The 24,392-nt window shown below is 59.9% G+C and carries 18 protein-coding genes and 2 pseudogenes; 10 read left to right on the top strand and 10 right to left on the bottom strand.

What is annotated here, in order from left to right:
* Positions 1-265 precede the first annotated feature (265 nt).
* The gene (gene ilvD / locus IF204_RS11785) at positions 266-2,101 is read right to left on the bottom strand and encodes a dihydroxy-acid dehydratase (RefSeq protein WP_194097213.1); all 1,836 of its coding nucleotides are present in this window, start codon (positions 2,099-2,101) and stop codon (positions 266-268) included.
* Positions 2,102-2,219: 118 nt separating this feature from the next.
* Here ilvD and IF204_RS11780 point away from each other — a divergent pair, with 118 nt between their 5' ends.
* The 4 genes from IF204_RS11780 (at position 2,220) to IF204_RS11765 (ending at position 7,465) form a co-directional block, all read left to right on the top strand.
* Positions 2,220-2,894, top strand: a complete 675-nt coding sequence (locus tag IF204_RS11780) for a YcbK family protein (protein ID WP_194097211.1) — start codon at positions 2,220-2,222, stop codon at positions 2,892-2,894.
* Positions 2,895-3,102: 208 nt separating this feature from the next.
* A complete protein-coding gene (locus IF204_RS11775) occupies positions 3,103-4,080 on the top strand; it encodes a sugar-binding transcriptional regulator (RefSeq protein WP_194097209.1) in 978 nt (325 codons plus the stop codon).
* A 40-nt stretch (positions 4,081-4,120) separates the two neighbouring features.
* Positions 4,121-5,092, top strand: coding sequence for a deoxyribose-phosphate aldolase (gene deoC, locus IF204_RS11770; RefSeq protein ID WP_194098215.1), 972 nt, complete (start codon positions 4,121-4,123; stop codon positions 5,090-5,092).
* A gap of 12 nt (positions 5,093-5,104) precedes the next feature.
* Entirely contained in the window at positions 5,105-7,465 is a 2,361-nt protein-coding gene (locus IF204_RS11765) for an aldehyde dehydrogenase family protein (protein WP_194097207.1), read from the top strand.
* Here the strand turns inward: IF204_RS11765 and IF204_RS11760 are convergent, their stop codons facing one another.
* Positions 7,466-8,437 carry a glycosyltransferase gene (locus IF204_RS11760; RefSeq protein WP_194097205.1) on the bottom strand — a complete coding sequence of 324 codons (972 nt, stop codon included), beginning with the start codon at positions 8,435-8,437 and terminating at the stop codon, positions 7,466-7,468.
* Positions 8,437-9,585 (bottom strand): UDP-galactopyranose mutase, encoded by a 1,149-nt coding sequence (glf, locus tag IF204_RS11755; RefSeq protein ID WP_194097203.1) that lies wholly within the window; start codon positions 9,583-9,585, stop codon positions 8,437-8,439. The genes IF204_RS11760 and glf overlap by 1 nt, the downstream gene beginning before the upstream one ends.
* A 168-nt stretch (positions 9,586-9,753) precedes the next feature.
* Here glf and IF204_RS11750 point away from each other — a divergent pair, with 168 nt between their 5' ends.
* From IF204_RS11750 to IF204_RS11740, 3 genes are all read left to right on the top strand, one after another.
* Entirely contained in the window at positions 9,754-10,971 is a 1,218-nt protein-coding gene (locus tag IF204_RS11750) for a calcium-binding protein (RefSeq protein ID WP_194097200.1), read from the top strand.
* A 140-nt stretch (positions 10,972-11,111) separates the two neighbouring features.
* On the top strand, positions 11,112-12,230 hold the full coding sequence (locus IF204_RS11745; RefSeq protein WP_194097198.1) for a polysaccharide biosynthesis/export family protein: 1,119 nt from the start codon (positions 11,112-11,114) through the stop codon (positions 12,228-12,230).
* 84 nt (positions 12,231-12,314) lie between these two features.
* Entirely contained in the window at positions 12,315-13,637 is a 1,323-nt protein-coding gene (locus IF204_RS11740; RefSeq protein ID WP_194097197.1) for a CAP domain-containing protein, read from the top strand.
* On the opposite strand, the pseudogene IF204_RS20225 reads toward IF204_RS11740, so the two are convergent.
* From IF204_RS20225 to IF204_RS20095, 3 genes and pseudogenes are all read right to left on the bottom strand, one after another.
* Positions 13,638-14,009, bottom strand: a pseudogene (locus tag IF204_RS20225) (calcium-binding protein); the annotation flags it as partial.
* A 72-nt stretch (positions 14,010-14,081) separates the two neighbouring features.
* Positions 14,082-15,241, bottom strand: a protein-coding gene (locus IF204_RS20100) for an IS3 family transposase (protein WP_194093722.1) whose coding sequence is annotated in 2 segments (ribosomal slippage) — positions 14,082-14,989 and positions 14,989-15,241 — 1,161 coding nt in all. Because the reading frame shifts where the segments join, the coding sequence is not laid out codon by codon here.
* A 98-nt stretch (positions 15,242-15,339) separates the two neighbouring features.
* Positions 15,340-16,026: pseudogene (locus IF204_RS20095) on the bottom strand (calcium-binding protein); the annotation flags it as partial.
* Positions 16,027-17,264: 1,238 nt separating this feature from the next.
* Here IF204_RS20095 and IF204_RS11720 point away from each other — a divergent pair.
* A complete protein-coding gene (locus IF204_RS11720) occupies positions 17,265-18,224 on the top strand; it encodes a DUF2793 domain-containing protein (protein ID WP_194097195.1) in 960 nt (319 codons plus the stop codon).
* Here IF204_RS11720 and IF204_RS11715 read toward each other — a convergent pair.
* The 3 genes from IF204_RS11715 to IF204_RS20090 all read right to left on the bottom strand — a co-directional run bounded on the left by IF204_RS11715 (position 18,215) and on the right by IF204_RS20090 (position 22,110).
* Complete coding sequence (locus tag IF204_RS11715; protein ID WP_194097194.1) at positions 18,215-19,486, bottom strand: cation:proton antiporter; 1,272 nt, start codon at positions 19,484-19,486, stop codon at positions 18,215-18,217. The two genes, IF204_RS11720 and IF204_RS11715, sit on opposite strands and share 10 nt — an antisense overlap.
* Before the next feature lie 8 nt (positions 19,487-19,494).
* Positions 19,495-20,859 (bottom strand): phospholipase D-like domain-containing protein, encoded by a 1,365-nt coding sequence (locus tag IF204_RS11710; protein WP_194097193.1) that lies wholly within the window; start codon positions 20,857-20,859, stop codon positions 19,495-19,497.
* 129 nt (positions 20,860-20,988) lie between these two features.
* A complete protein-coding gene (locus tag IF204_RS20090; protein WP_228069169.1) occupies positions 20,989-22,110 on the bottom strand; it encodes a hypothetical protein in 1,122 nt (373 codons plus the stop codon).
* 225 nt (positions 22,111-22,335) lie between these two features.
* On the opposite strand from IF204_RS20090, the gene IF204_RS11700 reads away from it, so the two are divergent.
* Positions 22,336-22,836, top strand: coding sequence for a helix-turn-helix transcriptional regulator (locus tag IF204_RS11700; RefSeq protein WP_194097192.1), 501 nt, complete (start codon positions 22,336-22,338; stop codon positions 22,834-22,836).
* On the top strand, positions 22,833-23,342 hold the full coding sequence (locus IF204_RS11695) for a DUF6653 family protein (RefSeq protein WP_194097191.1): 510 nt from the start codon (positions 22,833-22,835) through the stop codon (positions 23,340-23,342). The genes IF204_RS11700 and IF204_RS11695 overlap by 4 nt, the downstream gene beginning before the upstream one ends.
* Here the strand turns inward: IF204_RS11695 and IF204_RS11690 are convergent.
* Complete coding sequence (locus IF204_RS11690; RefSeq protein ID WP_194097189.1) at positions 23,293-24,387, bottom strand: Gfo/Idh/MocA family protein; 1,095 nt, start codon at positions 24,385-24,387, stop codon at positions 23,293-23,295. The genes IF204_RS11695 and IF204_RS11690 overlap by 50 nt on opposite strands.
* Positions 24,388-24,392: the final 5 nt, after the last annotated feature.

Below are 24,392 nucleotides of genomic sequence, written 5' to 3'. Positions count from 1 at the left end.
TAGTTTCTGCGTCAGGTCTTTGACATTCGTTTTGACCTAGGGGAAGCTTCCTCCCATGACGACTCGCAGGCACCGTAGCGTGCGGCTGAACAAGCCCGCTGCAACTCCTGATAGTCCGGTCGATCGGTGTTTTTGGAGGAGGACACCTTTTGACCACTAAGCCCCTGCTCGGTTCCTAGACCGACGCAGGGGCTTCGTTTTTCAGGGCCTTATAAACGAAAAAGGCCGCCCCGAAGGGCGGCCAGATTTTCGCATTTGATCCGGATTATTCAGGCAGAATGCGCACGCCGCCTTTGGCAGCCGACGACGCCAGTAGCGCGTAGGCTTTGAGGGCGGTGGACACGGCACGCTTGCGCGGTGCAGCGGGTTTCCACGGCAGCGGGCCTTTGGCTTCACGGCGGGCAGCCAAGGTAGCCTCGTCAACGGCAAGGTTAATAGTGCGGTTCGGGATGTCGATCTCAATGGTGTCGCCGGTTTCGACGAGGCCGATCAGACCGCCTTCTTCGGCTTCCGGCGAGACGTGACCAATCGACAGACCCGAGGTGCCGCCCGAGAAGCGACCGTCGGTCAGAAGCGCACAGGATTTACCGAGGCCCTTCGATTTGAGGTATGAGGTTGGGTAGAGCATTTCCTGCATACCCGGACCGCCGCGCGGACCTTCGTAGCGAATGATGACGACTTCGCCAGCTTCGACCTTGTTGGTCAGAATGCCGTTCACAGCGTCGTCCTGACTTTCGAAGACCTTGGCCGGACCGGTGAACTTCAGGATCGAGTCATCGACACCTGCTGTTTTCACGATGCAGCCATCAATAGCGATGTTGCCGTAGAGAACAGCGAGGCCGCCGTCTTTCGAGAACGCGTGCTCGACCGAGCGGATCACGCCGCCTTCGCGGTCGCGGTCCAGTTCCTTATAGCGGTTCTGGGTTGAGAAAGCCTCAGTGGTGCGAACACCGCCCGGAGCCGCGCGATAGAAGCTGTCCACGTCGGCGTCGTTGGCCGACATGATGTCCCACTTCGCAATCGCTTCCGACATGCTGTTCGAGTGGATGGTGCTGACATCGCCGTGCAGCAGGCCGCCGCGGTGAAGTTCACCAAGGATGCCCATGATGCCGCCAGCGCGGTGGACGTCTTCCATGTGCACGTCGGCCTTGGCCGGTGCGACTTTGGACAGGCACGGCACCTTGCGCGACAGGCGGTCCATGTCGGCCATGGTGAAGTCGACTTTGCCTTCGTGAGCGATCGCCAGAAGGTGCAGAACGGTATTGGTCGAGCCGCCCATCGCGATGTCGAGCGACATGGCGTTCTCGAATGCCTCGAATGTTGCGATGTCGCGCGGCAGCAGACCCGGCTGTTCGCCTTCGTAGTGCGCTTTCGTGATCTCGACGATCTTGCGGCCCGCTTCGAGGAACAGTTCCTTGCGGTCGGCGTGGGTCGCCAGCATCGAACCGTTGCCCGGGAGCGCGAGGCCGAGCGCTTCGGCCAGACAGTTCATCGAGTTCGCGGTGAACATGCCCGAGCACGAACCACAGGTCGGGCAGGCGGCCTTCTCAATGGCGTCGACTTCTTCGTCGGTGTACTTGTCGTCGGCTGCGGCAACCATGGCGTCCACGAGGTCGAGCGAGTGCTCGAGGTCGTCGATCGTGACCTTGCCCGCTTCCATCGGGCCGCCCGAAACGAAGACGACCGGAATGTTGAGGCGCATTGCAGCCATCATCATGCCCGGAGTGATCTTGTCACAGTTCGAGATGCAGACCATCGCGTCGGCGCAGTGGGCATTCACCATGTACTCGACCGAGTCGGCGATAATCTCGCGGCTCGGGAGCGAATAGAGCATACCGTCATGACCCATCGCGATGCCGTCGTCGACAGCGATGGTGTTGAATTCTTTTGCGACACCGCCGGCCTTTTCGATCTCGCGGGCAACCATCTGACCAAGGTCTTTCAGGTGCACGTGACCGGGCACGAACTGGGTAAACGAGTTGACGACCGCGATAATCGGCTTGCCGAAGTCACCGTCGGTCATGCCGGTCGCGCGCCAAAGGCCGCGAGCACCGGCCATGTTGCGACCGTGTGTAGATTGGCGGGAACGATAATAAGGCATCTGGCTATCCATCTGTTGCGCAGCCGCAGTCATATCGCGCAACAAACGGAAAGAACAGACCGTCCATTACATTTGGCCCAACACTTGCAATCACGCCTTCGCAAAAGGAGGGCAATGGGTGCATCGACGCAAATTCATCACGGGTTTGATGGCCGCGACTTGCGGCGGATGGGGCGCGAACGCTGGCGCTGCGGGACTGCTCGCGCGCGGCAATGGCGCACTGATCGACCTCGGGAGCGGGGCGAGCATGTATGAGCGCTATGATGCGGAGCCCGAGCCCGACCACTTTAGGATCGATATCCCCCGTGTGCGCCCCAGTTTCGACTTCGCCGTCGGGACGCCCCAGCTGACAATGTATAATGTGCACACCGAAGAAAGCATCGCCGTCCGTCCAATGAGCGCGAATGGCGTTGATCAGAATGCCCTGCGGCAGGTGAACCACTTCATGCGCGATTGGCGCCGCAACGAGGTGAAGCCGATTTCAGAAGACACTGTGCTGGGCCTTTTGCAAATCCAGCAGGCCGCACGGCGCAACGGGTTCAACGATCAGATCCGGTTCCTCTCCGGCTATCGGAGCCGCGCGACCAACGATGCATTGCGGTCGGGTGGCGCGCAGGCGGCCAGAAATTCTCTGCATATCGAGGCGAAGGCGGTGGACTTCAGTCTTCCTGGCGTCGGGATCGGCCCTACGATTGCGATGGCCAAGGAACTTGGGATTGGCGGTGTCGGGGGTTACTCCACGTTCGTTCACATCGATTCTGGTCGCGTTCGCTATTGGGGCACGGCGGCCTAGGCTTCTTTCGATATCGGCAGACTTTCCACGCCGCGCATTCCGTTGGGGATGCGCGGTTTTTTGTGTCCTGCAGACGCTGGAATTAGCGCGAAAAGCGAGGCTTTCATTTCTTACCAGTTGGAGAGAAATGCTCCGAACGCCGCGTCTCCCTTGACAGACTCACCTCAATGCCGCCAGTTGTGATTAAAAGACACAAATGTGAATTTAGATGCCGCGTCAGAACCAGTCAGCAAAAACCGATTCAGAGCGGGGGGCACGCCTCCCTGCCGATGACGAATTGCGGATGCACCTGATGGTCACCGCTGCGCGCATGGCGTTCATCGAAGACCGCAGCCAGACCGAGATCGCATCGCACACCGGTCTGAACCGCTGGCAGGTGCGCAAGCTGCTGGCCGACGCCAAAGAGCAAGGCGTGGTCCGGATCGAGATCAACCCGCCGTCCCGTCGCCGCCCTGACCTCGAAGCCGCGCTGCGCGAAGTTTGCGGTCTACGCGACGCCGTTGTCGTCTCGACCGAAGGTGTCGCCAAAGCTGCGGGCCAGTACCTTGCGTCCTGCAATCTGTCGGGAGTGGTGGGCGTGTCTTGGGGCCGCACGATGTCTCAGGTCGCGCGCTGGCTGCCGCAAGGGTGGGCCAAGGGCGTTCAGGTCGTGCAGATCAACGGCACCGTTGCGCCGAAGCCGCAGGACTGGCACCTCAACGTCGCCGAAACCTTTGCCCGCAAAGGCGACGGCCAGTTCGTACCACTGCCAGTGCCGGCAATCGTCGGCTCTGCCGTGACCCGCGATGTGCTCGAACAGGACCGGATCGTGGCGGATGTGCTGTCGCTGTCTCGCACAGCGCAAACAGTCTGCTTCTCGTTCGGTGCCGTCGAAACCTCGGCCCTGCTAGCCTCGGGTCACATCCTGCCCGACGAACACGACCGCCTTTGCCGCGAAGGTGCGGTGGGCGATGTCCTCGGGCGTTTCATCAATACAGACGGGCAGATCGTGGATGACGGGCTAGATGCTCGGACAATCGGCCTGACTTTCGACGACCTGCGCAGCCGCGATCGTGCCATCGGCGTGTCGAGCGGTGCGGAAAAACAGAACGTGGTACTGGGCGCTTTGCGTGCCGGTATCGTCAATGTCCTCGTCACGGACGAGGAAACTGCAACCTATGTAATGGAGCACTTCCATGACCGTTGATACGCAGAGCACCGCTCTGGAACCCGCGGTTTCGACCGATATGGTCGCGACCCACGCGGCAGAGCATGTCCGCAATCCCGCTATGCCGCTCGACCTTTCCATGTTCGAAGGCCACGCCGTGAACCGTAGCGCGGCGGAGCGTCGTGCCTCGACCCTGAGCGCGCGCCGTTCGGTGAAGAAGGTCTATCAGGCGGCGTGGCTCGTGAATGCCGTGCGGATGATAGACCTCACCACGCTGTCGGGCGACGATACCGAAGGAAAGGTCCAGCGCCTTTGCGCCAAGGCCCGCCAGCCGATCGCACCTTACATCATGGACGGCCTCGGCCTTTCGGAGATGGATCTGACAGTTGGCGCGGTTTGCGTTTACCCGACGATGGTGCCGCACGCTGTAAAGGCGCTGAAGGGCACCAGCATTCCGGTTGCTTCGGTCGCCACGGGTTTCCCCGCTGGCCTCATTCCGCTGAACCTGCGTCTCGAAGAGATCAAGTATGCTGTCGGTGAAGGTGCGGGCGAGATCGACATCGTCATCAACCGCGAAATGGCGCTGAAGCAGGAATGGAACCAGCTTTACGACGAAATCGCCGCAATGCGCGAAGCCTGCGGTGAGGCGCACCTAAAGGCGATCCTTGCGACGGGCGAGCTGGAAACGCTCCGCAATGTCTACGCCGCTTCGATGGTGGCCATGCAGGCGGGGGCCGATTTCATCAAGACCTCCACTGGCAAGGAAGGCGTCAACGCGACGCTGCCCGTCAGCCTGACGATGGTCCGTGCGCTGCGCGACTATGGCGACGCGACCGGCTACCAGATCGGCTTCAAACCGGCAGGCGGCATCAAGGCCGCGAAAGAAGCCATCGCTTGGCAGGTCCTCATGAAAGAGGAAATGGGCCGCGAATGGCTGGAGCCGCACCTCTTCCGCTTTGGCGCGTCGTCGATGCTCGGCGATATCGAACGCCAGCTCGAACACCATGTCACCGGACGCTACGCATCGTCCTCCCGCCACGCAATGTCCTGATCGGAGCCTCCAATGACCAATATCCAAGAGATCCTGAACACCATGGACTACGGCACTGCCCCCGAAGACAGCAAAATCGTCCGTGAGTGGCTGACCAAACACGAAGACGGCTTCGGTCACTTCATCAACGGCGCGTTCACCAAGGTCGGAGAGACCTTCGACGTGCAGAACCCTGCGACCGGCGATGTCATCGCTCGTGCGACACAAGGCACCGCTGGCGACGTCGATGACGCGGTAAAAGCCGCCCGCGCTGCCCAGCCGAAATGGGCCGGTCTGTCGGGACATGAGCGCGCCAAGTACCTCTACGCGCTGGCGCGTCACATCCAGCAGCATTCGCGTTTCCTCGCCGTGCTGGAGTCCATCGACAACGGCAAGCCGATCCGCGAAAGCCGTGACGGTGACATCCCGCTGGTCGCGCGTCACTTCTACCACCACGCAGGCTGGGCCGAGCTGGCCGAAGACGAATTCCCCGGTGCCGAGGCCGTAGGTGTCTGCGGTCAGGTGATCCCGTGGAACTTCCCGCTGCTGATGCTCGCGTGGAAAGTCGCGCCCGCTCTGGCTGCGGGTAACACCGTGGTTCTAAAGCCTGCCGAGTATACTCCGCTCACCGCGCTGGCCTTTGCTGAGATCGCCGCTGAATGCGGCCTGCCGAAGGGCGTTTTGAACATTGTCACCGGCGATGGCGAAACCGGCGCTGCGGTTGTCGGCCACAAGGATATCGACAAGGTCGCCTTTACCGGCTCGACCGACGTGGGCCGCATCATCCGCCAGCAGACCGCCGGTTCGGGCAAGTCGCTGACGCTGGAACTTGGTGGCAAGTCGCCGTTCATCGTCTTTGCCGATGCCGACCTCGATGCGGCTGTCGAAGGTGTTGTCGATGCGATCTGGTTTAACCAGGGCCAAGTCTGCTGCGCCGGTTCGCGTATCCTCGTCGCCGAGGCTGTCGCCGCGAAGTTCGAAAAGATGCTCCGCAAACGGATGGAAACCATTCGCGTTGGCGATCCGCTCGACAAGAACACCGACATTGGCGCCATCGTGCATCCTGTCCAGCGTGAACGCATCGCGGAGTTGGTCAACAAAGGCGCGAGCGAAGGCCTCGACCTCTGCCAAGGCACCGCGCCGGAAGGCTGTTTCTACCCGCCGACGTTGGCGACCGGTGTGTCGCCCGCCTCGGTCCTGTGGAACGAAGAAATCTTCGGCCCCGTCGTCACGCTGACCACTTTCCGTACGCCGAAGGACGCCATCGCGCTCGCGAATAACAGCCGCTACGGCCTCGCCGCCTCGATCTGGTCGGAGAACGTGAACCTCTGCCTCGATATCGCGGCACAGGTCAAAGCGGGCGTCGTCTGGATCAACTGCACGAACGTCTTTGACGCGGGCGCAGGTTTCGGTGGCTACCGTGAAAGCGGCTTTGGCCGCGAGGGTGGCCGCGAGGGGATGGCCGCTTACCTCAAGCAGCCGAAGCTGAAGGTGAAAAAGCCCGAGGTTGCTCCTGCCGCGCCGAATGCGGTTCCTGTGGACGGTGCCGAAATCGGCATGATCGACCGTACCGCAAAGCTCTACATCGGCGGCAAGCAGGCACGTCCGGACAGCGGTTACGTCTACGCTGTGAACGGCGGCAAAAAGACCGTCGGTCACGCTGGCCTCGGTAGCCGCAAAGATGTCCGCAATGCCGTCGAGGCTGCGCACAAGGCTGCCGGATGGGGCAAGGCGACCGGTCATAACCGTGCGCAGGTGCTCTACTATATCGCGGAAAACCTGTCGGCTCGCGCCAAGGAATTCACCGAGCGTTTGGTCAGCTTCGGCATAAACAACGGCGCTGCAAAGGCCGAGGTCGAAACCGCGATCCGTCGGTGTTTCTGGTACGCCGCGCAGGCTGACAAATTTGACGGCATGGTCCATCAGACCAAGACCAACAACGTCAGCATCGCGATGCACGAGCCGCTGGGCGTGATGGGCGTCGCCTGTCCGAACGGCAGCCCGCTGGCCGCAATGGTGTCGCTGGTCATGCCCGCAATTGCGATGGGGAACGCCGTGATCGTCGTGCCGTCGCAGGACCACCCGTTGGCCGCGACCGACTTCTATCAGGTGCTCGAAACGTCGGACGTGCCTGCGGGTGTGGTTAACATCATCACCGGTCCGCGTGATGATCTGGCCAAGACGCTGGCGCAGCACGATGACGTAGCCGGCATGTGGTACTTCGGTACTGCGGAAGGCGCAGCGATGGTCGAGCGTGAAAGCGCAGGCAACCTTAAGCAGACGTGGACCGAAGACGGCGGCGCGCGCGATTGGACGTCCGCGCAAGGGCAGGGCAAGGAGTTCCTATCCCGCGCTACTCAGGTCAAGAATATCTGGGTGCCATACGGCGAATAATCAGCGGCTCTTTTCGGCAGCTAACTGGTGGGCGGGGTCGTGTCGGCCCCGCTTTCCTTTGAGGCCATCCTTCACCCCCTCCCACATCAGATGATAGTAAGTCGGGCGGATGTCTTCGGGGCATGACCGCCCGCGACGCCACCACAGCAACGTGTAGTAGGCCAGCGCGATCGGAAACACGACCGGACCCGCAGCCATGCGCGCAATCGCGACGCCGTTGCGGCAGTGGTAGTAGATTTTCCAGAGCGGCCGGTAGACGAACCCTTCGCCCATCGTGCCGCAGTCGTGTACAAACCGCAGTGCGGGGTGCAGCAGGATTTTCCAGCCCTTCCGCCGCAGGTGCAGGCTGTAGAGCACGTCGTCGCCGTAGATGAACAGACCAGCCTCGGGCAGGCCATCACGGCGCGCAGCCTCGGTGCGGAGCATGAACCCCACAAAGGACGCGTTGTCGATCTCGCGGGGGAGGGCGCTGGGCTCCAGTTCGGCGTTGCGAATCTTGAACCCACCGCGCCCGTTGCTGCGCTTGGTCAGTGCTGCGATAAACACGTTGAGGTGCCAGAAGGGGTTATATCCCTGACGGTTCATCTCGCAGATTTTGCCGTTCGGATAATGCACAGCGGTCGAAACGGCGCCGATGTCGGCGGGCAGGGTCGAGGCGACTTCGCGGAATTTGTCCACGCATCCGGCCTCGGGCCAGGAGTCATCGTCGAAGAGCGCGAGCCAGTCGGTGTTGTTCTCTTTCAGCGCGGCTTCGATCCCCGCATGGAAACCACCTGCACCGCCGGTATTGTCGGGCAGGCTGATCACGACGAGGCGCGGGTCGGTCTGCGCAGCCAGCACCTCTGCCGTATTATCGGTCGAGGCGTTGTCGATCACCCAGATGCGGTCAAACGGTTCGCTGGTGACGTGCGTCAACGTCTCCGCCAGTTTGGCGGCGCGGTTGAACGTGACGATGACTGCGCCGACGCGCATCAGACGGGGGACTTCAGAAACGCGCCGAGCGCTTCGCCCTTTTCTTCGGCTGCAAGGAATGCGCGGCCGGTGTCGAGTGCCTCGCGGATCGTGACGTCCATGTCGAGGTAACGGTAGGTGCCGAGGCGACCGACGAAGGTCACGCCCGAGGTTTCGTTCGCCTTGACCACGTAATCCGACAGCATCGCTTTTTCGTCGACCATGCGGATCGGGTAGTAGGGGATGTCGTCAGGCTCGCAGGCGCGGCTGTATTCCTCATAGAGGACCGAACCCTCGTGGCTTTCCCACGGGGCGAAGTGCTTGTGTTCGGTGATGCGGGTGTAGGGCACGTCTGCATTGCCGTAGTTCATCACAGCGCAGCCCTGATAGTCGCCGTCGTAGCGGAATTCTTTGAAGTCCAGCGTGCGGTAACCAAGGCGGCCCAGCTCATAACCAAAGAAACCGTCCAGCGGACCGGACCAGAACACATGGTCCCATTCGTCAGCGTTTGCTGGATCGAACATCTCGCCCAGCTTCACGGTGATGCCAGGGTGGTCGAGGATCGCGGCGATCATCGGGGTGTAGCCGTTCTCCGGCATCCCTTGGAATTTGTGGAAGAAGTAGTTGTCGTCGTAGTTAAAGCGCAGCGGCAGGCGCTTGAGGATCGACGCGGGCAGCTCCGTCGGTGAACAGCCCCACTGCTTTTCGGTGTAGCCCTTGAAGAACGCTTTGTAGAGGTCGCTTCCTACAAACGCGAGCGCCTGCTCTTCAAAGTTCTGCGGCTCCGCGATGTCCTCGGCCTTGTCCTTGATGAACTCGCGCGCCTCGTCTGGGCGCAGTGCCTGACCGAAGAACTGGTTAATCGTGTGCAGGTTCACGGGCAGCGAATAGACCTGTCCGTCCACGGTCGACTTTACGCGGTTCTTGTACGGCATAAACGTCGTGAAGCTGTTGACGTAGTTCCAGACCTCTTCGTCATCGGTGTGGAAAATATGCGGGCCGTAGACGTGAACCATCACGCCGGTATCTTCATCGCGCTGGGTGTGGCAGTTGCCGCCAACATGATCGCGGCTATCGATGACGGTAATCTCGTGGCCAGCTTCGGCCAGCATCCGGCCAATCACGGCGCCGGACAAACCGGCTCCAACCATCACGATACGCTTGCCCATATTCCGCTCCGTTATTGGCGTTTCGTAGCGGTGTAGTTCATCAGTCACCCTGCGGCAACAAGGGTAGGGAATTTCAGTATTTAGTTGTGCTTTACGCATTAACTTCTTGTTAAGCGTTTGCCTTTTGCGGAGAACCGCTGCGGGACACGTTTAAGAGGAATTGGCGCCGTGCTGAAGATCAAGGTGGACGCCGCGATTGCGGACTTTTCGTTCGATGAGGCTATCGAACCTACGATGCAATATGCTCAAGACATTGAGCAATTTACTTGGCAGCTGCAGTACAACACGTACTCGTTCGTCACCAATCAGAAATGGTGGGGCACCGAGCTTCGCAACGTCTCGTACACCGCAAATATGTATGACGAAGGCTCCACCTTCTACACGGTAAAGAAGAACACCACCGGCACCGAAATCATGCGCGTCGAAGGGTTCGAGGGCGCGGTTGATCGCATTGTTGAATCCAGTGGCGATGTGCAAGTCATCATCACCGGCGACCTGCCCGCAACAGCTCAAGAATACTGGGAAGTTATCCGCGGCGGCGATAGCCGTGGTGCCGGCGATTTCGGTACAAATTACTCCGTGCAGGGCATCAAGATTGTCGACGACGGCGAAGTGCTGAACAGCGTCCAGCTCAGTGATAACGGGTTTTTCCTCAAGCAGGGTGACTTTACAACGTCGGTGAAGTTCGGCGCTGCTCACAACCTCGATTTCTTTGAGATGTTCGAGCTTTTGGACTCGTACAACGTAAACAGCGATACGATCGACGCTGGCTATCTTGGTGCTGCAAATGGCGCCGATGACATCCGTGTCATGGTAAAGGATGGCGGCAAGAAAATCCTGCAGATCAAGGGCGATATGAATGACCTTGGTACTGCCAAATCCAGCATCACGTACAACGGTGACAACCAGTCGAATTCGTTCAGCGCCAGCGAGGGTAAAGACACACTGAAGGGGCGCGGCGGTAACGACGTTCTGTTTGGTGAAGAGGGTAACGACAAAATCCTCGGTGGCGGCGGTGACGACGATCTGTTCGGCGAAGAGGGCAAAGACCGCATCATCGGCGGCGCTCAGGAAGACTGGATTTTCGGTGGCGAAGGTGACGATTACCTCGCTGGTGGCGCTGGCGCCGACGACTTCTTCTTTGCGCTGGGCGATGGTGCCGACTACATCCGCGACTTCGGCAAAAAGGGTGACGATATACTGCACCTGAATGGCAACGTTACCGCCTATAACTATGACGTTGCTTCGCTGATCGACATTAATGGTGTCGACATGGGCGATTATGTGGTTCTCGATTTCGGCGCTGGCGACAGCATCACCTTCAATGGCGTGAGTGATTTGTCCGACCTCGAAGGTCACATCGTCGTTGATGATTTCTACTACTGACCATACCATGACGGGGCGGCCTTCGGGCCGCCTGTGACATGCTGTGGCGTGCAAGCGGATCATTGACCGACCTGCGAAGTTCAGTATTTTGACGAGGCTGCCGCGGGACGTTACCCGCTCCTGAAATGACCGGGGGGTCCATGTCGTCTGTCCTCAAGCGCTCCAGCGCACTGCTGCTATGTCTTTCCGTTGCTGCCTGTGATGTGCCGCGCGGCGCAGGTTTCGAAGGCGAAGTTCTCGCCGTCAAAGATGACCAGCAAGCAGGCGAAGTCGTCGCATACCCCTTTGAAGTCATTGATATCACGCGCGAGACCCAAGCGCTTGTGTCCCGCTGGCCGTCGTCCAACGGTCGCGCCTATCACTGGCCCAGCCGTGTAGAACAGCCCGCTTCCATCATCATCGAGCCGGGTGATCTTCTGTCGATCGCCGTCTGGGATGCCGAGGAAAACTCGCTCCTGACCGGTCCGGGGCAACAGGTGGCATCGCTTGAACGGATGCGCGTGAACTCCGAAGGTCGCATTTTCCTGCCGTTCGTGGGCGAGATGAAGGTGTCGGGCATGTCCCCGCAGACCGCACGTTCGCGCATCGAAGAAGAATACAACTACTCCATTCCGTCAGCGCAGGTGCAAATCGACGTCGTTCCAGGCCGTGCGAACACTGCGGACCTCGTTGGCGGCGTCAGCGCTCCTGGATCGTATCCGCTGCAAGACCGCAACGTATCTGTCCTGTCGCTGATCGCGCTGGGCGGCGGCGTGCCGCCGGGCCTGAACAACCCGCAGGTAAAGTTGTTCCGCGGCTCGAACCGCTACACGATCTCGCTCGAAAAGCTCTACGCTGACCCGTCGCTCGATACGATCGTGCGCGGTGGAGATCGCGTTATCGTTGAAAAAGATTCGCGCACCTTCCTGTCGCTCGGTGCTGCGGGCAGCGAAGCGCTTCACGAATTCCCGACCGATGATCTCAACGCGCTCGAAGCTCTCGCAATCGTGGGCGGTGTTGCCGATGACCGTGCGAACCCGAAGGGCATTCTGATTCTGCGCGAGTATCCCGATAGTGCGATCCGCGCCAACGGAACCGGCCCGAATCGCAACCGCGTTGTTTTTACTATCGATTTGACCACTGCGGACGGTCTGTTCAGCGCCGGTCAATTCCACATCCAACCAGGTGATTTGATCTACGCGACCGAAAGCCCCGTCAATTCCGCACGTACAATCATGGGAATTCTCGGTTCTGCCATCGGTATAGCAAGTAGACTCTGATCACTTTTTGTCGGGTAAGTAGAACCTCAGTTTAAATATATTGCTTGAGTTGTTATCTATCTCTGCATTCCAGAGGAGAAAAGCATGCTCACAGCAGTCGAACAGTACATCCTTGAACTGATCAACCGTGCCCGCCTTGATCCCGAGGCAGAGGCCAAACGCTTGGGCATTGAGGTCAACGAAGGCCTCGCTGCGGGCACGATTAGCAGCGAGGCGAAGCAGGTGCTGGCAAGCGACGACCTGCTTCACGATGCGGCTTATGACTACGCCGTCTGGTCGCTGACGAACGACACGTTCAATGGCGATCACTCCGGTCCTGGAGGCAACACGCCCGGTGACCGTATGGAGGATGCTGGCTATGAGAACCTCGGCCGCTGGGGTGAAAATATCGCACTTCAGCAGTTTACCGGCTCGATGAGCGAAACTGCTCTGGCCGACGCACTTTACGACTCGCTCTGGGCTAGCTCTTCGCACCGTGTCGGTACGATGAACGGTAATTTCACTGAAATCGGTCTCGCCTATGTCGACGGTGAATTTCGCGGCTATGACGCGGCCATGTTGACTGAGGACTTCGCCGATAGCAGCGCGGATACCTACTTCGTGACTGGCGTGTTTTACCTCGACCTCGATGAAGACGGTTTCTACTCGATCGGCGAAGGTCAGGGGAAATATTGGGTGCGCGCTGATGATACCCGTCAAGGCGCGGAGAATGCTGGCGGTTATGCCATTGAGGTCGACCCGTCCCGTGCAGTCGATGTCCGCTTCGGTGACGGCAATGGCCAGATCGGCCGCCTGACGATGGATCTGCGCGACGGTAACGGCAAGCTCGACTACGTCACCGATATCTACGATAATTCGGTCGTTCACCTTTCGGCATCCGCCAACCTTCACAGCGGTATCGACGAAGCGCACCTGCTTGGTGTTGCAGACCTGAACCTGACAGGTGGTCGCACTGGCGAGGATCTTTATGGCAATAGCGGAAAAAATCTTATCGCTGGTATGAACGGCAACGATTTCATCGATGGCGGCGACGGCAAGGATAAGCTGCGCGGCGGCAAGGGACGTGACGAAATCGAAGGCGGCAGCGGCACCGACCGTCTGTTTGGTAATGGTGGCAATGATCGCCTCGACGGTCAGGCAGGCCGCGATTTCTACAAAGGTGGCGCGGGCAACGACACATTCGTGTTCCGCTCCGGCAACGATAAAATCCTCGACTTCAAGGATGGCGACGACAGCATCGAACTGGTTGCGCGCAACCTCGGCATCAAAGGTGCGACCGTCGACGACGTGATGGATCAAGCCTACATCAATGGCGGAAGCGCTTGGATCGACCTCGGCGATCACTCGCTCGAAGTTGTCGGTGTGACCGATCTATCGGTACTCGAGGCCAATATTTCTATCGTCTGATCAGACGAAATCTATTGATGAAATCAATGCGTTGACGCTCGACACCCCGTCGAGCGTCAATTCGTTTTGACCGTCGAAATCTATGGAAATGCCTGCGTCTGTAGTGTGGAATGACAGATCGCCGAGATCGTAGCCGACGAGCTCAAGATGATCGAACCGCGGATTGAAATCAGTGATTTCGGCTTGCCCTTTAGTGAAAATAAAGGTGTCGCTGCCCGTACCGCCGGTCGCGATATCGCCGGTCCCGAGGATGATCACATCATCGCCGCCGTTGCCGAAGACGCGGTCCGCTCCTTTATTCCCGTCAAGCATGTCGTTGCCTTTGTTGCCAAACAGACGGTCGTCGCCCGCCCCGCCGGAGATCGTATCGTCGCCGCCTTGCCCTGACCTGCCCCTTTTCTCAGGGCCACTTGTGAGAAGAGCCTGTTCCCCTTTTGTGTGCCATCATTCGGCTGCGTGAGCAATGGGCGCAGGCGCGGAGCCATCAGGTAGCTCAAGCGTCGGTGCCCATTGCGTTTTGTCGAAGGGCCGCGCTGCGGCGAACTCCTCCGGCGTCTGATACTTCAAGCTGCTGTGCGGGCGTTCCGTATTGTAATCGGCCCTCCATTCTTCGATAATCTCTCGGGCTTCACCGATGCTCGTGAACCAGTGCTGGTTCAGGCATTCCTCGCGGAACCGCCCGTTGAAGCTCTCGATGTAAGCATTCTGCGTAGGTTTCCCCGGGTCGATGAAATACAGCTGCACGCCGTGATCATCGGCCCATCTGTCCATGGCCCGACCACGAAGTTCCGGGCCGTTATCAACGACCAGGATATCGGGGTATCCTCGCTCCCGGGCAACCCGCTCCAGCATTTCCACAACCCGCTCACCAGGCAGAGAAAAGTCCACCTCGATCACCGGGCATTCGCGGGTGCAATCGTCCTTGAGATTGGCGGTGCGGAACTTCCGGCCATTGGCCAACGCATCGCTGGTGAAGTCGAGCGACCAACGCTGGTTGGCAGCGATCGGGCACCAACTGCCCTCACGCGCCTCGCGCGGGATCTTCTTGCGCTTCGTCCGGCGCAGCCATAGGCGCTCCTCCCGATAGAGGCGCTCGACGACCTTCACGTTCACCTTGAAGTCCTCGCGGACAAGCTTGGCATGCAGCATGCGATAACCATACCTCCTGTGTTTGCCTGAAAGAGTGATCAGGCGTTCTCGAAGTCGCACATGGCGGTCTGGCCGTGCCCGATAGGCCAGGCTCGACCGCGAAATCCCGACCAGCCTGCACGCCCGCCGCTCCGTGAACTGATGATCCGCCATCAGCGTCTTCACGGCATCCCGGCGGTGTGCAGGCGTCAGGAGTTTTTTGCCAGCAGCCCTTTCAGACCCGAATTGTCGAGCATGGCATCCGCCAGAAGCCGCTTGAGTTCAGCGTTCTCGGCTTCCAGATCTTTCAGGCGGCGCAGTTCGGAAACCTGCATGCCCCCATACCGGCTCTTCCACTTGTAGAGCGTCGCATCCGACATGCCATGCTTGCGACACAGCTCCGCGACCTTCGCCCCGGCCGTATATTCCTGCAAAATCCGGACAATCTGTTCTTCCGTGAAACGTGATTTACGCATTCTTTGTTCTCCTCGTTGCTTCGAACGTTACGAGAACAAACTCTCCTTTTGAATGGCCCAGTTTCTTGGGGGCAGGTCAGCCCACGTAGAACATCGTTTCCTTTCTGGCCGAAAAGCGTGTCACTTTGACCCCCGCCCTTAACCAGGTCCGCACCGCCACCGCCCTTGATCGTATCCGCCCCGCTGCCGCCGATCAGCACGTCGGCACCTGCGTTTCCGATCAGTTTATCGTCACCGTTTCCCCCTTTCAGTGTGTCCGAGTGTTTGCCGCCGAACAAACGGTCGTGACCGTCCAGACCGGCAAGGACGTCGTCGCCATCAAACCCTCGAATGATGTTGTCGAGCGCATTTCCAGTGAGCGTGTCGCGACCCTCGGAGCCTTCGAAAACCACTTTGGGTTCTGGCACGGGGTCCACCGGCGTTGGCAGTGTCGGAATGGGCTCCGACGACAGGTGTGTTGTGAATACAAAGCTGTCTGCGAGTTCGGAAGGCGTCAGGACGCGGCCATCGCTCGAATTTATCAGCAGGATCTCGTCCCCGTAGCTGAGTATCAGCCCGTTCGGACTCGTCTGGAATGACAGCTGTTCGGGCGATCGCAGCATGTTCCACGCGCTAAGGTCGATCCAGTCCTTTCCGATCTGGAAGTCGCTGATCGTGTCGGTCTGTCCGTCGGCAGAAAGCGCGAAAATGTCATCGCCCGAGCCGCCTGTAAGTGTGTCGGACCCCGGGGTGTCCAGTACGAGATCGCCGCCCTTGTCACCGTTGTTGATTGTGACATCAAACATCGATGTATCGACGACGACTTGCGTGACACCTTGGCCGCTCGCGCTGCTTGCGTATATCCGGAGTTGGTTCTCGGCTGACGTGATCTCCAACGCCGAGCAGTCGGCAAAGTCGGCGCCGCTGAAAGTTTCGATCAGATACAGTCGGCCGTCGTTCAAAATGAACAGATTTACGCCGTCGCTGCCGCCTGCCGCCACCCAAACCTGTTCGCCGCTCTCGCAAACTGCCAACGCGCTTGCATTCGCGAGCGATGTCTCCAATCCGTCGATGACGTGGTCGGTCACAAGCAGCTCTCCGGTCGGCGATACCTGCATCACGGTAACGGAACTGCTGCCCGATGAAGCCAAAAGCGCATAGGTCACGCCGCCAATGGCGACCGTCTCCAACGCAGTCGGGGAGGCGATCCACAAACCGTCTTCGGTGCTGTAGGTATGTGCGTTTTTGATAAAGCTGCTCTTTTGAGCGTTCCAGACTGTGATGCCTGGAGCTTCGCTTGCGATGGACAGTAGGTAGTCGCTGCCATCTGAGTTTACGTGAAGCAGGTCAGTGACCCCGCCTGCGAACGTGTCGGGGTAGTCGGATGTGACCGCTTGTCCTGTGAGTGTCAGGTCATCGTCAATCCTAAGGCGGACAATGCCGCTCCCATCGTCCATCCCGCCGAAAACGATAAATTCGCGTGTGACCGTATCGAACGTCGCGGTGGCCGAAATGCTGAAATTGGCACCTAGATCGACGACCTTTCCAAAGCCGTTTTCGGTGATCGCCACGGCCTTGATACCGTTGTCATCTACGAGCAGGTAATCGCGTCCGCCCGCTTCGAAATAGGTGATATCTGGCTGCGATCCGGCGGTGTCGGTGCCGGAGTAGGCGAAGTAGCCGATCTCTTTCAAATTCGTAGACCACATAGTGATCCCGCCGTCAGTGCGATTGGTGGAAAACAGAAATTCGTCTCCACCGATTTTGACAACTTCAAGGTCAGTGATGTGCGAGTGACCCGCGTCGTTTGCGCCGACAACACCGGCGCGAATTTCGTAATCTAACATTTGCCCCCCACAGGCATGATAATGTCATTCAGAGTTAATCCCCCCGCAGGTGAATGCGGGGCAGGATTGGGGCGGCAAAGCGGACTAAACCCGCGATTTGAGATGCCTTTTATGCAGATTGGATCGAGCCGTACGGTGGCTTAAGCGGATGGCAACGGCTCTGGGTCATTTTGGCGACAAACCAGAGGATCGCCGCAATGACCGACACATCCACCAACCTGAACCTTCCGTTTATCCAGCCCGCGCAGGCGCAAAAACATGTCACGCACAACGAGGCTATCGAAGTACTCGACCACGTCACGCAGCTTGTTCTGGCGGAGGTCGACGCCCTCAATCCGCCTGCTTCGGTTGAGGATGGTGCGGTTTACGCACTGGGCGCCGCGCCGACGGGCGATTGGAGCGGGCAGGGCGGCAAACTTGCGTGTCGGTCCGGGAATGGCTGGCTGTTTGTGACGCCTAAACGTGGGTGGCAAGGTTGGCTGGCCGAAGGGGAGCGACAAGTCGTGTTCGACGGGACTGCGTGGGCCGACATCGCCGCGCCTGACACGCTAGGTGTGAACACCTCTGCCGATGAGCAGAACCGACTGGCTGTCTCTGCTCCCTCGACGCTTTTGACCCACGACGGGGCCGGTCATCAGCTAAAAATTAACAAGTCGTCAGAGGTCGATACGGCGAGCCTCTTGTTCCAGACGGGCTGGTCCGCGCGGGCCGAGATGGGAACGATGGGCAGTGACGACTTCGCGATCAAGGTGAGCTACGACGGCGCAAACTGGAACATGGGCCTCAGCGTCGATGCGGCAACGGGCTGGTCCAAGCTCGCACGCATGTCTTCGGGGTCGGTTGCCGTGGCTGACGATCAGGTTGGAGTGGTACAGACGCCCGGCGCGGCGGGTTTCGTATTCGTCACTGCAGTGGATAGCCTCAATCCGTCAGCGTCACACAGCGCGATTTTTGTCTACGATACGGGGACTTCGCCAGAGCTGGTCACAATGTCGGTCGCATCGGGCATAGCGAACGCAGGCGCCAGCGCACTGCAGGGCCAAAGCGGAGCAGACGGGCTGACAAACATTGCGGTGCAGAGCGGCGCGATCCTGATCGAAAACCGGTCGGGCCAAGCGCTGACCTATTCGATCTCGTTCATTGGTGGTCACGACTGAGCCCGCTTCTTCGTCGATTTGTGGGCGAAGCTATGGACCTGCTTGCTTTCCTCTTCGGCGTCTCCGGATGTCGAGGCGGCGTAGGCGCGGGCGAAGGGCACAGCGGTCAGCCCGTGGGCGACGATCGACAGGATCACGGTGGCAAAGACCGTCTGCACGATTATGCCGTCCATGGTGATTTCACTCTCTTCGAGAAGGAGGAGCACATACAGGATCGACGCCAACCCTCGGGGACCGAACCATCCGATGAACGCGACGGTATTCGGCTTCAGGCCCGATCCGAGCAGCGATACCGCAACCGGGCCCATGCGGATGACGGTTAGCGACAGGATGGCGTATGGCCAGATGCGCCAGTCCATCCCGTTTCTGAACGCGTCGGGCACAAGCACAGCGCCGAAAACAATGAACACGATCAGGCCGAGGAGTTGCCCCTCGGCCTCTCCGAATTGGGTGGCTTCGCGCACAATATGCTTGGCACGGCGGGCGATCATGAGACCTGCCGCGAAAGCTGCAAGGAAGCCGTTGCCGCCCACCATCTCTGCACCGCTGTAGGATGCGAGGGCGAGACCAAGGACAATGATCTGCGAGAACGCCTCATTCATCGCGCCGGACGCCGCGCTTTTCTCGGCCAACCAGCCGCCGACGCCGCCGACGATGATACCAACCAGCGGGCCGAGCACGACTTGCGCTGCAACAAAAGCAACCCACGCCGAGGCTCCACGCGCTTCGGACGTTGCGATAGCGACTGACACGGCAATCAGAAGCGCCGGATAGGCCAAGCCGTCATTCAACCCGCTTTCGACGTTGAGCGCTTGGCGAATGCGTTGGGGCACCGCCTTGTTCGACACCACAGCCTGCCCCAGTGCCGCATCAGTCGGCGCAAGTGCGATCCCGATCAGCAACGCAGCGCCGATCCCGATTTCAGGGAATATGCCCCAAGCCACGGCAGCACCCAGAGCCATCGTCATAGGCAGCCCGAGAGCCAACAGCTTGATCGGCAGATTATGCTCGCGAGACAGCTTCGTTACGTCGATCCGTGCCGCATCACAGAACAGCGTGACGACCAGAGTGATCTCGGCCAGCGTGTTGAGCACCTCGTTGTGGATTGGGATGTCGATCAGATCGAGCAGCCCTGCGCCAACGACGAGCCCGAACACGGTGAAGGCAATTGGGCCGGTGAAGGACTTCTTGTCGGCCTTGCCCGATATCAATGCGTAAAGAATGATACCGGTCGAAATGATAAATAGGTCGAAGCCTTCCATAGCGTCCCTTACAATTCGGGGCCCGCGAGACTCACGATTTTTTCCAGCAGTCGCCACGGTTTCGATGCGGGCTTCAATCCCGTGTCGGCCCTTTCTGCGAGGTTCTGGTACCAGTCGACGAGGTATTCCCTGTCTTCTTGCGACCACGCGATGACCATGGATTCATAGTTCACCAGAAGGCTGCGTTCGTCCACATTCGCAGAGCCGACAAATGTATAGTCGTCCAGAATAATGACCTTGGCGTGGAGCATCTTTCCGCGCAGCACGTTCATTTCGACCCCGAGTTCTTCGAGTTCGTTGACAAAGGGCCCGCGCGCGAGGTCCGCGAGCGACTGGTTGGAGCGTTCGGGGAACGTGACGCGCACCTCGACGCCGCGGCGACGTGCGGTCGAGAGGGCTTCGAACAGGCTGCTGCTCGGTACGAAATAGGGGGTGCAGATCCAGATGCGGCGCTCGGCGCGATGGACAAGATGCACGATCAGATCGTGCAGCGCATCGCCCTGCTGGTCCGCGCCCGACGGCATCAATTGCAGGCAGGAGTTCCCCGGATTTTCGATGTAGGGGCCGAGGTTCTCCAGCCAGTCATCCTCAATCTCGCCGCCGCAGCGGGTCCATGTCTCGCAGAATAGCTGGGCGAATTCGTGCGTGATCGGGCCTTCGGCATAGAACGACAGGTCGACCCACGTATCGCTATTCTGGGAGTCGCCAAGGTACCGCCGCCCCACGTTGCGACCACCAGCCCAGAGGCGCTTGCCGTCGGCGAGCACCAATTTGCGGTGGTTGCGCAGGTTCATGGGCTGTCCCATAGGGCCGTGGATAAGCGGCGCGAACAGGCGGAAATGACCACCGGCTTTCTTGAATTTGCGGATGGCGGAGCGGGGGCGCTTGAGGCTACCGAAGGCGTCGACCTCGAGCCGGACGGTCACGCCGCGTTTGACCGCATCGGTCAACGCGTGAACGAACGCAGCGCCCGTCTCATCGCGGGTCAAAGCGTAGAGCGATACGACGATATCCTTCTCGGCCGATGCGATAACGTCGAACACGGCTTTCTTGGCGACTTCGGGCGTCGGCAGGAACTCGATCTTGTTGTTATCCACAGGCGCTGGCATGTCATAGGCGCGCAGCATCCGCTGAAGCCCCGGCTCGCCGTTCTGGTCCTTGATCGCGCGTCTGTGGCGCTGACCACGGCGACGGATGCCCAGTGCGATAAACAGCGGCACCGCTATGTAGGGTATCAACACGACAAACGCGAGCCACGCCATCGCAGAGCGCGGCGAGCGGCGTTGCCTCAGGATAGCAGCTGCCGTGCCGACGGCCGCCAGAACGGTCAGCATCAATGCGATATGGGTATCGAGCCAAGGGATCAAAGTCATATGAGGAGAAATGAATTGGTCCGAAGTAAAGGCAATGGCTACCCGTCGCCTGCCGCGAAAATTTCGCAGGTCAGAGCAAAAAGCCCGACAACCGTGAGGGTCGTCGGGCTTTCCGCGAGTGGCGTTCGCTTAGCGCGCAGCCATAATTTGCGACAGCGTGATCGGGATGCTGATGTAGCTGCCCATGGGCTGGATGTTTCCGCCCGGCACGGTCACGCAATAGGCGCCGTTGGTCACCGATGCGATTGTCTCGAAGCGAATAGAGGCAATCATGCCGCCATCACCTAGGGTGACGCGGTGAACGGTGCCGACCTCAGCATTGCCGGAGGTGTAAACGGGCCAGCCAAGGTAGGCGACCGTGTTGCCACCGTCGTTACAGACAAGCTCGTCCATGTTGACGTCAGAACCTTGGGCCATGCCGACGGTATTATCGTCGTCCATCATGTCACCCATATCGCCAGTGCCATCGCCTGAACCGCCCATGCCGTCACCGCCAGAGCCGTTGCCTCCGCCACCGGAGCCGCCGCCGCTACCCGAGCCAGTGTCTCCACCGCCCGAACCGCTGCCAGTATCGCCGCCGCCGGAGCCGGAACCGGAACCGCCGGACCCGTCACCGGAGCCGGAACCGCCGGACCCGTCACCCGAGCCGCCCGATCCGCCGCTACCAGAGCCTCCGCTACCAGATCCACCGCTACCAGAGCCTCCACTGCCGGACCCGGAGCCATCGCCGCCGGAACCTCCGTTCAGGGCGTCACCCACACCGTCGACCACATCGTCGAGCCCGTTGCCCACATCATTGTTGCCGATCGCGTCGTTCACGGCATCGCCGATTCCGCCTTCGCCATCGTCGCCACCGTTGAGGGCATCGCCCACGTCATCGACCACGCCCGACGCACCGCCGGAGCCGTCGTCTTCGTTGCCGCCGTTGAGGACGTCACCAACCTCGTCGACCACATCATTGACCGTACCGCTGGTGTTGTTGTTGCCCAGCGCGTCATCGACGCCATCGCCAAGACCGCCGTCACCGCCATTGTCGGCGCCGTTCAGGGCATCGCCAACATCGTTGACGGCATCTCCGGCACCATTGGTGGCACCGTCGATAGCATCGCCAACGGCATTGTCACCGACGCCTTCGCTGACTGAATCTCCGACATCCTTGATCGCGTCGCCAAGGCCATCGGCGTGAAGATAGATAGGGGTAGAAATAAGCGCCGCCGCAGCGGCCGAGATAAGTAACTTGTGGGCTGACATAGCCTCCTCCCAAGAAAATGGTGATGGGGAGGACAAAAGAGCGGTGCGACAAGCTGCCCATGAGCCGGAGGGATTACGACCCCGCAAATCTGTTCATTTCCACCTAAGGTATGATGGCTTTGGTGCGAGAATGCGGAATTGCCTTCGGGTTCTGTTCGCTTACAACTTATAGAACGCTTACTCTAATTCTGGATTTCGTTAGTTTTCGGGAGGGTCACCGTGTTCGTGAACCTCAAGACCAGTACCAAGACTGCGCTTTTGCTGTTTTTTGTTGCCTATATCGCCGGCGTTCAGGCACTTCTCCTGCTGACGCGAATTTCTCATGGCGTGGCTCACGTACTGATTTGTTCGTCAGCAATTCTCGCTGCGGTAGCGAGCGGGCTTCTCATCTACAGTATCATGGATCGGCTGGACCGCTTCCGGAATAGGGAGAAAGATCTAGAGTTGAGGCTTCAGGCCGTCTCGGGCGATATCGGTGCGGTGATCGACGCGCGGTTCGAGGAATGGCACCTTAGCGATAGCGAAAAGGAGGTCGCGCTGTTCATGATCAAAGGCTTTAGCAATCAGGAAATCGCCGACCTGCGCGGGACGGCTTTGGCGACCACGAAGAGCCAAGTGTCCACCGTCCTGCGCAAGAGCGACGTCAACTGCCGCCAGAAACTTGCGTCGATGCTGGTGGATGATGTCGTGGATCAGCGGATGGCCGAGCTGGCGAGCGCCAAATGACCGACCGCGCGTTCGGAAGGGCGGAGCGTGTGATGGGTATGTCGCCCGACGTCTGGGATCGACACGTCAATCCGTGGAGCGGCTGGACGCGGATCACTCTGCTTCCGCTGCTATGCCTCGCCAGGTGGAGTGTGGAATGGATCGGATGGTGGGCGCTGGGCCTCGTGGCGCTCGTGATCCTATGGGGATGGCTGAACCCGCGCGTCTTCCCAAAGCCAGAACGCACCGACAACTGGATGAGCCAAGGCGTCATCGGCGAACGCATCTGGCTGGAGCGGTCCTCCGACCCAGCGCTCGCCCATCACGTCGCAGTCGTCAAATGGCTAACACGTCTCAGCGGGGCAGGGGCCATGGTGATGATCGTTGGCCTTGCGCTGCTGAACCTGCCGCTCACAGTGGGCGGCATGGTGACGGCGATGATCGGAAAGCTCTGGCTGCTTGACCGGATGGTCTGGGTCAGCCGAGATACGGCGCGGCTTTCGGCAGAACCAGACGGCGGTCGGTGACGGGGCAGCGACGCTCCATGCTCATGTCCGGATGGCGGTCACGTGCTGGGCTGTCGATCAGAACGACCTTGCCTGTGCGGGCGGCTTCTTCCACGGCGATCAGCACGCGCATATCCGCGAGACCTTCCTCCCCATTGGACACAGGCTCTTTGCCCGTCTTGATGCAGTCCGAGAAATAGGACGTCTGCCCGCCGAACTGGTCCACTTGCGGGAAGAGCGTCGTCTCGATTTCATTGTCATATCCAACGCGCATCGTCGTGCCGTATTCGAACCGGAAACCGGGGTCGAGCTCGATCCAGCCCTTCGTGCCCATCACGCGGAACATGGCGGTCTCGCGAATGGCAAAGCTGGCGACAAACTGCGCAACACCGCCCGACGGAAAGTTCAGCGTGGCGGTTGTGGTCGCGGGCACTTCATCGAAACGCGGATCGTCATCGTGCCAATGGTGCTGCGCACGAGCCTCGGTGGGTTCTTCGCCGAAGATATGGCGCACGGCATTGACGCAATAAACGCCGACGTCCTGCAACGCGCCGCCGAGGTGCTCGGCTTTGAGGCGGTGATTGCCGGCAGCGTTCTGGAAGCAGAAGTTCGTCTGTACGACGATGGGCTTCCCGATCTCGCCTGACCGAATGCGGCGCAGCGCGTCGAGGTTGCCAGGCTCGGTGTGCAAACGGTAGGCGGTCATCAGGAAGACGCCAGCCTCGCGCGCAGCGGCGATCATTGCTTCGGCTTCCTCGACGGTGTTCGCCAGCGGCTTTTCGACGAGGATATGCTTGCCTGCCTTGGCCGCACGGATCGCGTAGTCGGCGTGCATGGAGTTCGGCAGCGCGATGTAGACGGCGTCGATTTTGTCGCTTGCCAGCAGGTCGTCGTAGCCATCGTAGCCGCAAACGTAAGGCACGTCATGGAAAGCCGTGAGCTTTTCGGCGGCTTCCGTGTTGCCCGAGACGATGGCGGTGACGACGGAATTGTCGGTGGTGTGGACGCCGGGCAGGAAGGCTTCCTGCGAAATCCAGCCAGCTCCGACGACGGCGTATCTGATCATGGGTT

This window comes from Marivivens aquimaris (genome assembly GCF_015220045.1).
GTDB lineage: Bacteria > Pseudomonadota > Alphaproteobacteria > Rhodobacterales > Rhodobacteraceae > Marivivens > Marivivens aquimaris.
The sequence above is the reverse complement of the archived record's forward strand: the minus strand, read 5'-3'. Positions and strand labels throughout refer to the sequence as shown.